This is a genomic window from Vibrio sp. Vb1755, from assembly GCF_033338635.1.
Lineage (GTDB): Bacteria > Pseudomonadota > Gammaproteobacteria > Enterobacterales > Vibrionaceae > Vibrio > Vibrio alginolyticus.
Genome location: NZ_JAWOTA010000007.1, coordinates 87,692 through 100,060, shown reverse-complemented (window position 1 = coordinate 100,060; position 12,369 = coordinate 87,692). Strand labels below are relative to the sequence as shown.

At 44.9% G+C, this 12,369-nt stretch carries 12 protein-coding genes; 5 read left to right on the top strand and 7 right to left on the bottom strand.

The features are described from left to right. Positions 1-157: 157 nt before the first annotated feature. From minC to minE, 3 genes are read left to right on the top strand one after another with little or no spacing between them, the layout of a single operon-like run. Complete coding sequence (minC, locus tag R7E00_RS08980; RefSeq protein ID WP_005382304.1) at positions 158-820, top strand: septum site-determining protein MinC; 663 nt, start codon at positions 158-160, stop codon at positions 818-820. 17 nt (positions 821-837) lie between these two features. Then, on the top strand, positions 838-1,650 hold the full coding sequence (minD, locus tag R7E00_RS08975; RefSeq protein ID WP_005388331.1) for a septum site-determining protein MinD: 813 nt from the start codon (positions 838-840) through the stop codon (positions 1,648-1,650). Positions 1,651-1,652: 2 nt separating this feature from the next. Beyond that, the gene (gene minE / locus R7E00_RS08970; RefSeq protein ID WP_005388332.1) at positions 1,653-1,916 is read left to right on the top strand and encodes a cell division topological specificity factor MinE; all 264 of its coding nucleotides are present in this window, start codon (positions 1,653-1,655) and stop codon (positions 1,914-1,916) included. A 77-nt stretch (positions 1,917-1,993) separates the two neighbouring features. Here minE and rnd read toward each other — a convergent pair whose 3' ends face one another. The 7 genes from rnd to R7E00_RS08935 all read right to left on the bottom strand — a co-directional run bounded on the left by rnd (position 1,994) and on the right by R7E00_RS08935 (position 9,487). Then, the gene (gene rnd / locus R7E00_RS08965; RefSeq protein ID WP_031777213.1) at positions 1,994-3,112 is read right to left on the bottom strand and encodes a ribonuclease D; all 1,119 of its coding nucleotides are present in this window, start codon (positions 3,110-3,112) and stop codon (positions 1,994-1,996) included. A 79-nt stretch (positions 3,113-3,191) separates the two neighbouring features. After that, a complete protein-coding gene (fadD, locus tag R7E00_RS08960; RefSeq protein WP_005382216.1) occupies positions 3,192-4,883 on the bottom strand; it encodes a long-chain-fatty-acid--CoA ligase FadD in 1,692 nt (563 codons plus the stop codon). A 106-nt stretch (positions 4,884-4,989) separates the two neighbouring features. Beyond that, complete coding sequence (locus R7E00_RS08955; protein ID WP_005382215.1) at positions 4,990-5,844, bottom strand: alpha/beta fold hydrolase; 855 nt, start codon at positions 5,842-5,844, stop codon at positions 4,990-4,992. A gap of 6 nt (positions 5,845-5,850) precedes the next feature. After that, entirely contained in the window at positions 5,851-6,408 is a 558-nt protein-coding gene (locus R7E00_RS08950; RefSeq protein WP_005382214.1) for a Slp family lipoprotein, read from the bottom strand. A 41-nt stretch (positions 6,409-6,449) separates the two neighbouring features. Continuing rightward, a complete protein-coding gene (locus R7E00_RS08945; RefSeq protein WP_017819942.1) occupies positions 6,450-6,755 on the bottom strand; it encodes a hypothetical protein in 306 nt (101 codons plus the stop codon). A gap of 60 nt (positions 6,756-6,815) precedes the next feature. Continuing rightward, positions 6,816-7,517: a tRNA (adenosine(37)-N6)-threonylcarbamoyltransferase complex dimerization subunit type 1 TsaB gene (tsaB, locus tag R7E00_RS08940; RefSeq protein WP_017819943.1), complete on the bottom strand. Its 702-nt coding sequence runs from the start codon at positions 7,515-7,517 to the stop codon at positions 6,816-6,818. A gap of 29 nt (positions 7,518-7,546) precedes the next feature. After that, positions 7,547-9,487 (bottom strand): ATP-dependent DNA helicase, encoded by a 1,941-nt coding sequence (locus R7E00_RS08935; protein ID WP_005382210.1) that lies wholly within the window; start codon positions 9,485-9,487, stop codon positions 7,547-7,549. Positions 9,488-9,705: 218 nt separating this feature from the next. Here R7E00_RS08935 and purU point away from each other — a divergent pair, with 218 nt between their 5' ends. Next, on the top strand, positions 9,706-10,539 hold the full coding sequence (gene purU, locus R7E00_RS08930; RefSeq protein ID WP_005382206.1) for a formyltetrahydrofolate deformylase: 834 nt from the start codon (positions 9,706-9,708) through the stop codon (positions 10,537-10,539). 206 nt (positions 10,540-10,745) lie between these two features. Next, positions 10,746-12,365 carry a S1 family peptidase gene (locus R7E00_RS08925; protein WP_005382202.1) on the top strand — a complete coding sequence of 540 codons (1,620 nt, stop codon included), beginning with the start codon at positions 10,746-10,748 and terminating at the stop codon, positions 12,363-12,365. Positions 12,366-12,369 lie beyond the last annotated feature (4 nt).

The window sequence follows — 12,369 nt, the reverse complement described above, 5'->3', positions numbered from 1 at the left end:
TTAGGTTGAAAACGTCAAATTCTCGCAAACTTAATAGCAAATTTGAGATTAATTCACCTATTTGCCCACGAGAGAACTTGCTGCGTCAAAGGATGAAATATAACATGACATACCTAGTTTAAGGCAACGCTCTTTCAATAAAGGCAAGAAGTCCACGATGACCCATTCACCAGACCTTAAAGGTAGCAGTTTTACATTGTCAGTTTTACACCTTTCTGACAATGAGATCGCAAAGACTGTCGAATTTTTGCAAGAAAAAGTTTCTCAAGCACCTTCTTTTTTTGCATCCGCGCCTTTGGTAATCAATATAGCAAAAGTACAAGGCGACATTGATTTCCCTAAGCTTAAACAAGGCATCTCAGATGCTGGTTTTATTCCGGTCGGTGTAACGGGCTGTAAAGACAAGCGTGTACAAAACCTTGCTTCCGAAGCTGGCTTCGCCATTATGTCGGCGAGCAAATCACCAAGCCAAGCACCTGCCAAAATGGCACCAACGAAAGTAGTTCGTACGCCTGTCCGCTCAGGACAACAGATCTACGCAAAAGATGGTGATTTGGTGGTGCTGGCGCACGTCAGTGCAGGTGCTGAAGTCATTGCTGACGGCTCTATTCATATCCATGGCACACTTCGAGGTCGTGCGATTGCAGGAGCAAGTGGTCAGCAGGAAGCGCGTATTATTTGCCACGATTTACAAGCAGAACTGGTATCCATTGCGGGTGACTACTGGTTAAGCGATCAAATTGAAAGCGAGTACTGGCAAAAGAAAGTAATGATCAGTAAAGCCGATGAATCATTACATTTAGAAGTTCTCGCGATTTAATCTAAAAAGGAAAAAAAATGGCACGCATTATTGTAGTAACGTCTGGTAAAGGTGGCGTTGGTAAAACCACTTCAAGCGCAGCCATCGCCTCTGGTCTAGCTCTTAAGGGAAAAAAGACCGCGGTGATCGATTTTGACATCGGTTTGCGTAACCTCGATCTAATCATGGGCTGTGAGCGCCGCGTCGTGTATGACTTTGTAAACGTCATTAACGGCGAAGCGACATTAAACCAAGCGCTGATCAAAGATAAGCGCACGGACAACCTATTTATTCTTCCTGCTTCTCAAACTCGTGATAAAGACGCACTGACAAAAGATGGTGTTCAGCGCGTATTCGGCGAACTTGATGAAATGGGCTTTGATTTCATTATTTGTGATTCACCAGCAGGTATCGAGCAAGGCGCGTTAATGGCCTTGTACTATGCCGATGAAGCCATTGTCACAACGAACCCAGAAGTCTCTTCTGTGCGTGACTCTGACCGCATTCTCGGTATTTTAGATTCTAAGTCACTGCGTGCAGAACAAGGGCTAGAGCCAGTAAAACAGCATCTGTTACTGACTCGCTACAACCCATCTCGCGTCACTCAAGGCGAAATGCTAAGCGTTGAAGACGTTGAGGAGATCTTACATATTCCACTACTGGGCGTGATTCCAGAAAGCCAAGCCGTGCTTAACGCGTCAAACAAAGGTGTGCCAGTCACTTTTGACGATAACACCGATGCGGGTATGGCTTATTCTGACACCGTTGATCGCTTATTAGGCAATCAGGTTGAATTTCGTTTCCTTACTGAGGAGAAGAAAGGACTCTTTAAACGACTCTTTGGAGGCTAGACATGTCATTATTAGAATTTTTCCGTCCACAGAAGAAAACTTCTGCGAATCTAGCTAAAGAGCGTTTGCAAATCATTGTCGCAGAGCGCCGCAGCCAAAATGATCCTGCGCCGTCTTACTTGCCTCAATTAAAAGAAGACATCTTGAAGGTGATCAGCAAGTACGTGGCAATTGATCCAAATATGGTTGACTTAACATTTGAGCACAAAGACGACGATATCTCAGTTCTTGAGCTAAATGTGAAGCTACCAGACGAAGAAAAGTAATCAGTTTCTCTCGCAAGACGAATACTCTAATTAGAACGAAAAAGGTTGGCATCGAGGCCAACCTTTTTCATCTTTCATTACTTTAATGCTTTGTTCATCTTGTCGCCGAGTAAATCCAAACGCCACCCTTGCATCAAATCAGGCAATACTTCTGGGTCACGATCTTTTTTCCAAACCCAACTGATCAACTGATTGATCTGCTTTTTAGAGGCAAGGAACTCCGTGGCTAAACCTGACTTCTGCGAAGCCGATTTCACCAAGTCTTTCATATTTTTGAAGACCTGCTTGTAACCCGGATAGTCCATTAAACGCTCAATTTTCGCAGGATACTCTTCAGAAGGTGTTTGCTTCGCTTGCTTAACAATCGCGGCAATCTTCGCGCCATGGCGGTTAATCGCTCGGATATCAATATCTTCTGCTTCCATCTTCTTAAAGTTCGTTAAACCAAGACGAGCGACCGTTAATAGATCACCTTCTTTGAAGATAAAGTTCAGCGCTAAATCTCGTTTGATTGCTTCACGATAACGCCACGTCGCCAATGGCTTTAAAATCGCTAGCTCAGAAGGTTTTAATTGCCAAGCGCCCTTAATATCAAGGTAGGCATTCTCTTCATTAGTTACGCGAATACGTTTCGAAACGAGTAAATCACTTTCTTGCTGTACAGCTTCCCACCAACCTGCTTGCGTCACCTTATCAAACAGCTTTTCGTATAACGGTAACAAGTAATGAACATCTGCGGCAGCATAATCTAATTGCTTTTGTGTCAGTGGACGAGCCATCCAGTCGGTACGTGATTCACTTTTGTCGAGCTCTACGCCTAAATATTCTTCCACCAGCGATGCGAAGCCTGTCGATAAGCCGTGACCGAGAAAAGCGGCCATCAGCTGCGTATCCACCATAGGGAATGGTGTACAACCAAAAGCGTTTTGGAAAACTTCTAAATCTTCACCACATGCGTGCAGCACTTTTAGCACAGAAGTATCTTTTAATAGCGCTACAAACGGCGTCATATCCGTTAATTCAGTCGGATCAATCAGCGAGAGGCGATTACCATCGAAAAGCTGAATCAGACCTAACTGCGGGTAGAAAGTGCGAATACGAACGAATTCGGTATCCAACATCACTACGTCTGCCTCTCGGGCATGAGTGCAAACCTCTTCTAGGTCTTTGTTTTTAGTAATAATTTGATAGTTCACATACTTCTCGCTATAAAAAATGCCAGCAAAACGCTGGCATTCTATCATTTTTTAAATCTCTCGACTCGACGAAATCGGCTTATGCGCTTTTCTTCGCAAGTTCAGCGTCATTCTCTTCGCGTAAAACACGACGCAAGATCTTACCGACATTGGTTTTAGGTAAGTCTTCGCGGAACTCAACCAACTTCGGAACTTTGTAGCCAGTTAAGTGTTCTCGACAATGCGCGATCACTTCGTCTTTGGTCAAGCTCGGATCGCGTTTCACGACATAAATCTTCACTAATTCACCAGACACTTCATGCGGCTGACCAATAGCAGCAACTTCAAGTACTTTGCCGTGAAGTGCTACAACGTCTTCGATTTCGTTCGGGTAAACATTAAAGCCTGATACTAAGATCATGTCTTTCTTACGGTCAACGATATGCAGGAAGCCTTCGTCATCGAACTTAACGATGTCGCCAGTTGATAGCCAGCCGTCTTCGTTAATCGTATCTTTCGTTGCTTCAGGTCGTTGCCAGTAACCTTGCATAACCTGAGGACCACGAACTTGAAGTTCGCCAGTTTCAGTATTCGCAAGAGCGTTACCTTCTTCGTCCACGATACGAACTTCTGTTGATGGTACCGGCAGACCAATAGAGCCATTGTATTCAACAAGATCATGCGGATATGCCGCCACCAACGGAGAACACTCTGTTAGACCGTAACCTTCGAGCAAATAGCAACCCGTGGTCTTTTGCCATCTTTCTGCCACTGAGCGCTGCACTGCCATGCCGCCGCCAACGGCTAAACGTAGATTACTGAAATCCAACTCGTGGAAATCTTCATTATTGACCAATGCATTAAATAAGGTATTCACGCCCGTAATCGCAGTAAACGGATGCTTTTGTAGCTCTTTCACGAACCCTGGAATATCTCTAGGGTTGGTAATAAGTAAGTTACGACCACCCATTTCAACAAACAGCAGACAGTTTACGGTAAGAGCAAATACGTGATACAGCGGTAATGCTGTCACGACTAATTCACGCCCCGGAGATAAAACCGGTCCGTACGCGCCTTTTGCCTGTAGAACGTTCGCAATCATGTTGCGGTGAGTCAGAATCGCGCCTTTCGCGACACCTGTCGTCCCCCCCGTATATTGCAGGAATGCAATGTCATCCCCAGACATAAACGGTTTAACGTATTGTAGACGACGACCTTTACGTAGAGCCTGACGCATTGAGATTGCACCAGGTAAATCGTACTTAGGCACCATGCCCTTAACGTACTTCACGACAAAATCGACAATCGTACCTTTCGCTCGTGGCAGCATTTGACCAAGACTGGTTAACACTACGTGTTTGACTGGTGTTTTATCGACGATTTGTTCTAGCGTATTCGCAAAGTTAGACACAATCACAATCGTCGTCGCACCTGAGTCATTCAATTGGTGTTCAAGTTCACGAGGAGTGTAAAGTGGGTTAACGTTTACGGCGATACAACCTGCACGCAAAATACCAAATAATGCTACTGGGTATTGCAGTAAGTTTGGCATCATCAGAGCAACGCGGTCACCCTTTTGCAGTTTTAACTCGTTTTGCAGATACGCTGCGAATGCGCGACTACGCTCTTCCAATTTACGGAAGGTCATAACCGAGCCCATGTTCATGAATGCTGGTTGGTCTGCATATTTTTGTACAGACTGTTCAAACATTTCTACCAAAGACTCATATTGCTCTGGATTAATGGTTTCAGGTACGTCACTTGGATAACGTGAAAGCCATGGTTTATCCACGATGTTACTCCTCGTTTATAACTGGCTAAAAAATAGCGTCCTTTTTATTTTGAAAGCTATTACAGCACAGCGAACGTGCTTGAGCACGCAACTCTCAAACACTTGTTTAAATTTTGTTAACTACACCAAGAATTCGCGTTGCGACCTCGAGTATTTGCTCTAAATGACAGTGATGACCACCCTTGACAGAAACCACTTGCGGTGGGTTCTCTCCCCAATCAGCTTGGTTAGATGGTAAATTCTGAAATCCTTGATCGCCTAATACAATCAAATGAGGACAACGTATTTGGCTGGTAATCGAGTTAGCATGCGCTTGCGCCATTCGGTAAAGCGACGCACATTTTAACTTGGCGTCATGCCGCCAATACCATTTATCTCCTCGCTGCTCTGTTCCACGCTCGACTATCGGTAGAAGTTGCTCAGCGGTTAATTGGTTGGCTTGCATGCGTAATTTTAACGCCAGATCGAAGGAGGCAATGGCTCGCTCTGGCTTGTTTTGCTGTCTTATTCGACTTAAAACGCCATCGCGAAGACGAGGCAAACTGTTAGTAGGATCCTCATGAAGAGGTCCTGCTCCCTCAATTTGCACAAGAGCTTCGACCTGCTCTGGAAACGCTGCACTATAGCAACTTGCGATTAAAGCACCAAGTGAATGCCCTACTAATATCAGTCTGTTTGGTGATAATTCGTCCAAAAACTGATACAAATCGGCAATATAGTCGTGAAAGGGGTAATAATTATCGTGAGATTTATGACTCGATAAACCGTGACCAAAATGATCGATGGCGAGGAGGTGTAAGTGAGGATTAAGTTGATTCAACTGCTCCATGAGCGCTTTAAAGCTGCCCGCATTATCTAACCACCCATGAAGAAAAACGACTGACAAGTCAGCCGTTTTCTCGTTCCCTATCTCAAGGGCTGCCATTTTGCCGGCAGGAAGCTCGAATTGACGCTCATGCATCGCAGATTATTTGACCTGTTTTATCACTTTACCGTCTTGCGGGAAATCATTACGCCACATGCGGCAGTTAATCGAGTAACATGGGTAAAAGTAGGTTGGCGAGTCATACATGCGTACACGTTCTTCAATTTTCCATAAACGGTACCCTTCCCCCTTAATTACTGGGAAGATGTAACCGTGCTCACCGATCTTTCCTTCTTCTTCCCCTGCTCCTTTGCCTACAACCGTCACCAAACGGCCTTCACTAAAGGCGACAGGCTCTAAATAGCCATCAAAATAGGCGACAAAACGCCCCGTAGGCTCTTCATCAATATCAGGTTTACCAGACTTACTGATAGGAAGGTTTACAATCTCTAGACGCGTTTTATCTTTAAAGTTATCCACTTTAGCGATGATTCCACCAAGGCGAACATCTTCACTCACTTGCCCCTGAGACTCAGCAAACGCTTTATAGTCTGTAACGACCAATTCTGTGCTTGCATTTAGCTCCTCTGGCAAAGAGCTACACGCAGACAAACCAACCGTAGCAAATAATGCGAGAAAAAACCGTCCAAAAACCTTCATAAACCACCTTTCAATATTAGTAACCCCAAGCTGGGGAGATCTCACACGTAAATATCGACACCAAGTAATTGAGCCAGTTCCTCTTTTTTAGCTCGATTCATGACATCCATGTACTGCTCCATTGCTTTACGTGCGCCCCCTTCAGGAAGGTCATATTGCACTTGAGCTCGGTGAATTTGGGACTCATCCACGTGTTTTATGGAGTGCGCCACGGCGTTAGCAACCTTTGAAGGCTGACCTACAGGCTGCTTTGTTTGTGATTTATTTACCTGCTTCTTTTGACTGGCTTTATGAGTGCGATTTGCACCGGGAATCAAAGAAGGAGGCAAGCCATTAATCGACGCCATAGCACTCCATAAAAATACAGGGCAAACGCCCTGCTTTTTGTCAGGTTAATGAAAAACGGACTATTCGCGACCAGGAAGTTTTTTCCATGTCACATTATCACGTAAATAAACAGGGCTCGAATCTTCGACCGGCACGGTATTACCCTTTTTAAATTCTTGTTCAGCAAGAATCACGATGTCTTGTGAATCAGGGTACAGAACGTCACTATGCGTCAAATTAAACGGTAGGTCTGCTAATACTTCTTGGTAAGCATCCCAACCAGTACCTGCTGTCGTCCACGTTTTGTCGTCTGCTTGTGCTTCTTCAACGAGACGTGCTGGTGGAATTACGCACTCTGCATCCATCTCTGCCCACTCACCGTTTGCTTGGCGAGTGTAACGTGCCCAGTAAACTTCACCCATACGTGCGTCAATAGCCACAGCGACATCGGTCACACCATGTAAGCGATAGCTACCTTGAGCCATTGCAGCCAGCGTTGAAACGCCGATCATAGGTAAGTCAGCACCGAACGCCAAACCTTGTGCGATACCAATACCGATACGAACGCCAGTAAAGCTACCTGGACCACGTCCAAACGCTAACGCATCCAGCTCTTGTAGAGTCAGGCCAGCTTCTTTGAGTACTTCATCAACCATTGGCAGTACTTTTTTGGTGTGATCGCGTGGTGCAACCGCGCTACGTGAAATCACTTGATCATTAGCCAACAACGCAACTGAACAGTTTTCAGTCGCTGTATCGATAGCAAGAATTTTTGCGCTCATTTAACTCTCTACAACTCTCATTTATTGGGTTATGCCTCAGCACTTGCGTCTGTGACAGATTGTTCTGCTTTCAGGAATGCTTTGATTCCATCTAAGTCTCGCGTCCTTGGGATAGGTGGTAGACTTCCGAGGAAAATACCACCATAGTCTCGCGTGACGAGGCGATTATCACAAATGATCAACGCACCGTGATCCTTCTGATCTCGAATTAATCGCCCGACTCCCTGCTTTAACGTAATCACTGCATCCGGGATTTGTACTTCAGCAAATGGTTCACCGCCACGTAATCGACAATCCTCGATACGGGCTTTGAGTAACGGATCGTCAGGGGCGGTAAACGGTAATTTGTCGATAATAACACAGCTCAGCGCATCACCTCTAACATCAATCCCTTCCCAGAAAGCGCCCGTCGCCACGAGTAAAGCGTTACCCAGTTCCATAAACTCCGCCAAGGTTTTCTGCTTACTCATCTCCCCTTGCATTAACACAGGCAGCTCAAGTACTTCTCGGAACTTCTCACCTAGTTCACGCATCATGCTGTGCGAGGTACATAAAAAGAAGCAGCGACCATCATTTTCTTCAATCACCGGAGCAAGCATTCGGACTAACTTATCCGCTAAGCCGTTACTGTTTGGCTCTGGCAAATACCTTGGCACACAAAGGCGCGCTTGCTTTTGATAATCAAAGGGGGACGGCAGAGAAAATTGCTTTGTAGGCTTGAGGCCAAGGCGCTCAGTAAAGTGCTTGAAATCGCCCGATACGGCTAGGGTTGCTGACGTGAAAATCCAAGCGCCTTGTTTAATCTCTATTTGCTCATGGAACTTGTCCGCGACAGAAAGAGGCGTAATGTGCAGAGCGAAATGACGAGGCGAGGTATCGTACCAGTATGAGTAACCGGTAATATCGACATCACATACCCGGTCGATACGGCCTTTGATCAAATTTGCTCGTTCAAAGGCGGTATCCAGTAATTGACTGCGCCCTAAGGCTATTTTGAGTACATCAATCGCCAATTCGAGGCTGTCAGTTAAGCGCAATAATTCTCGCTTAATAGAACCTGATTGCAACGCCTCACGCCAGTTGCCACGAAAGCCTGGCTCACCCAATACAATCCGCATGTCCATTGCGCTTTGCATGAGTTTGTCGCCCACTTTTTGCAATTGACGCATATCTTTGGCTTCGGTGCGATAGGCTATTTCAATGTCTTTGGCAAGATCGTGAATTTGGCGGCTTGAAACTGACTGGCCGAAATATTCGCTCGCAATATCTGGCAACTGATGAGCTTCATCAAAAATAAACACATCGGCTTCTGGAATCAGTTCACCGAATCCTGTTTCTTTGATCGCTAAATCAGCAAGAAACAAGTGATGGTTCACTACAACAATGTCGGAATCCATGGCTCGCTTACGCGCTTTCAATACAAAGCAATCAGTGTAGCTCGGACATTCTTTACCTAAACAGTTATCATTGGTTGAGGTGATAGTCGGAATGATCATGCTGTCTTCTGGCAGATCATCACAATCACCAAGGTCACCTGTTTTGGTTTCTGATGACCAAGCACGCACTTTAACCAGTTGAGTTAATAACGTCGGGTCAGATTCATTAGTGTGGCTTTCGACCATTTGGCGGCTCAAACGATCCAAACACAGATAATTAGAACGCCCTTTTAATAACGCCACTTGGCCATAAAAACCAAGCGCATTGACCATGAGCGGTAAGTCACGATGGTACAACTGCTCTTGCAAGTTTTTCGAGCCTGTACTGATGATCACTTTTTTACCGCTTAACAGCGCAGGGACTAAGTAGGCGAAGGTCTTACCGGTTCCGGTTCCTGCCTCCACCACCAACTGGGTTTGATCTTTGATCGCACTGCTGACGGCTTCCGCCATATCGATTTGTGGCTGACGAGCTTGAAAGCCAGGAATGGCCTTACCTAACGCGCCATCAGAGGAAAAAGTTTTTGCGATCATGCTTGGTATTGAGTTTGAAAAATTATCGAGAGTATATCAGAGGAATAGGAGTGACATCAGCCCACAATCTGACCAGCTTGCGGCGACACGCGGATATTTTGTTGAAACCAACGTAAGAATAGATTATTTATGGTGAAACATGGCAGTACAGTTACACCCGCCAGGGAATAATAACAAATTCGTACGCTAAAATATTAATGCATGGAAGTACCTGATTTATGGAAAAGAAAACACTGTTGACCCACTGTTCTGACGCCCCGGGTCTCATCTCGAAAATTACTAATATCTGTTACAAGCACCAACTCAACATCGTTCACAATAACGAATTTGTTGATAATACCAGTGGCCACTTTTTCATGAGAACGGAGTTGGAGGGGTACTTCAACGATCAAACGTTTCTTGCCGACTTGGACCAAGCTCTCCCGCAAGGTGCTAAGCGTAAATTGGTTGGCTCTCGCCGTAAGCGCATCGTCATTCTCGTCACAAAAGAAGCGCATTGTTTAGGCGATATTCTGATGAAAACCTACGATGGAAGCCTAGATGTTGAGATCGCCGCTGTGGTGGGGAATTACGACAAACTGCAAACTCTCACTGAACGCTTCGACATTCCTTACCACCATGTGACCCATGAAAACCTTAGCCGTGAAGAACACGAGCAGAAGATGCTAGAAGTGATCGATCAATACGATGCTGACTTTTTGGTGCTAGCTAAATACATGCGCGTATTAACGCCGACGTTTGTTGAGAAATATCACCACAAAATCATTAATATTCATCACAGCTTCTTACCTGCTTTTATTGGCGCGAAGCCATATCAACAAGCTTACGATCGCGGTGTGAAAATCATCGGTGCAACAGCACACTTCGTGACTAATGATTTAGATGAAGGGCCGATCATCAAGCAAGACGTAATTCCTGTCGACCATACATTCAATGCCCAAGATATGGCGCAAGCGGGACGCGATGTAGAGAAGAACGTATTGAGTAAGGCTTTGAATAAAGTGATCAATGACCACGTCTTTGTTTATGGGAATAAGACAGTGATCCTGTAATCCCTCCGTACTAGTTACAACGATAGTGAAACCCGTCCAACTTGGCGGGTTTCATCTTTTCAGAAGATCCCCCCTCCAATTCTAACCATCAAAGTTAAACCGATACGTTATAATTTTTCATTTCTCCACAACTATTTACTGAGAGAATGATTCCGTTTATCATTTGCCCTCCTTATAATAAACCACGTTAATATTACGGAATTAAAATGAAAAAAACGTTAGTGGCTTTTCTGATTGGGCTGACTTTACCAGCAACCACAATCGCAGATACTCTTGAGCCTGTTCAGAATGATGTATCCACTCGCATTATCGGCGGCGAACCTGCCAACACTTCCGACTGGAAATTTATTGCTTCACTGGTACGTAAAGGACAACCTACATCTATTGGTCACTTTTGTGGTGGCAGTTTCCTAGGTGGAAAATACGTATTAACTGCTGCGCACTGTGTGGAAGGTCTTAATGCGGACGATCTGGATATCGTTCTTGGTCTTTATGACAAAAACAGAGAGTCTCAAGCACAGCGCATCGCCATTAAAAATATCTATTCACATGATGAATATAACAACATAACAACGAACAATGACATCGCTCTTATTGAATTAGAACGCAATATCGATAGCGCAACTATTGACCTGGCAACGCCAGAACTTTTAGATAGCGTACGCGTAGGAGACAAGTTGCACGTGGCTGGATGGGGAAATACGTCCACGACAGACCGAATATACCCAACCGTTTTACAACAAGTAGATTTGGAATACGTAGATCGAGCTACCTGCCAAAACCTACCAGGAAACTACTCTAATGTATCAGATGACGGTATTTGCGCCGGATACTATTGGGGAGGTAAAGATAGCTGCCAAGGAGATAGCGGCGGTCCACTCATCGTTGATGATAACGGTATCAACAAATTGCTAGGCGTGGTCAGCTGGGGGGATGGATGTGCTCAACCAAACGCTTATGGTGTTTACGCCAACGTCGCTCATTTTCAACACAATGGATGGATAGATAGCCATCGCAATACTATCAGCTTCACTAAGTACCGAGATCTTCGTTTCGTTGAGCGAAAAGCGCAGCAAGAGACCTTTACTATTCGTAATGACGATACTATCCCATTCAACATCTACCAAAGCACAATATCATACGGAAGTACCATCGAGAAAAGCACTTGTACTGGTACCTTAAAGCCTTCGCAAAGCTGTCAAATTACCGTCGGCTACCAACCTAGCTATTCGGGATCAGAAACAACGATAGAGCTCTTTACCGATCATCCGAAACTGTCCAGACTCACAACAACTTTCGAGTATTCAGGTGTAGATAAAGCAAGCAGATCAGTGCGTAATGCCATTCCGCTAGCAGACGCAAATGTTTATACCGGTCAAAACGCTTGGACGGCTGAAAATGGTGAACTGCAATCAGCGGATATGGGAGCTTATCCTGGTGTATCTGAGCTGGTTTTGACCGATCTTCCGAAGGGCAAACTTACCATGGATCTCAAAGTAATGTCCGATGGTTTTGATTACTTGTTCATCTTAGTTAATGGTGAAATTTACGATAGCACCAACCAACTCCTCGATTATAAAGAGATCCAGATCGATCTTTACAAAGCATCTAATACGATAACGTTTGAATACGTCCAACACCCGTTTTCAAGTGGCATTTACAGCGCGCAAGCATTTGTTCGCAACATAAATATGTCAGTCAGCACAGATAATACGGGCGATGCTGGTAACGACGTTAATAAAAAGTCTAGTTCAGGCGGCAGTTTATCTATTGGCCTACTGGTGTTAATGGCTGCAGGTTCATTCGTACGACGCAAAAAAAGGTAACGAG

Coding starts and splice junctions, on each gene's coding strand:
- minC (WP_005382304.1), top strand. CDS start 158: ATGACCCATTCACCAGACCTTAAAGGTAGCAGTTTTACATTGTCAGTT.
- minD (WP_005388331.1), top strand. CDS start 838: ATGGCACGCATTATTGTAGTAACGTCTGGTAAAGGTGGCGTTGGTAAA.
- minE (WP_005388332.1), top strand. CDS start 1,653: ATGTCATTATTAGAATTTTTCCGTCCACAGAAGAAAACTTCTGCGAAT.
- R7E00_RS08955 (WP_005382215.1), bottom strand. CDS start 5,844: ATGCATGAGCGTCAATTCGAGCTTCCTGCCGGCAAAATGGCAGCCCTT.
- R7E00_RS08950 (WP_005382214.1), bottom strand. CDS start 6,408: ATGAAGGTTTTTGGACGGTTTTTTCTCGCATTATTTGCTACGGTTGGT.
- R7E00_RS08945 (WP_017819942.1), bottom strand. CDS start 6,755: ATGGCGTCGATTAATGGCTTGCCTCCTTCTTTGATTCCCGGTGCAAAT.
- tsaB (WP_017819943.1), bottom strand. CDS start 7,517: ATGAGCGCAAAAATTCTTGCTATCGATACAGCGACTGAAAACTGTTCA.
- R7E00_RS08935 (WP_005382210.1), bottom strand. CDS start 9,487: ATGATCGCAAAAACTTTTTCCTCTGATGGCGCGTTAGGTAAGGCCATT.
- purU (WP_005382206.1), top strand. CDS start 9,706: ATGGAAAAGAAAACACTGTTGACCCACTGTTCTGACGCCCCGGGTCTC.
- R7E00_RS08925 (WP_005382202.1), top strand. CDS start 10,746: ATGAAAAAAACGTTAGTGGCTTTTCTGATTGGGCTGACTTTACCAGCA.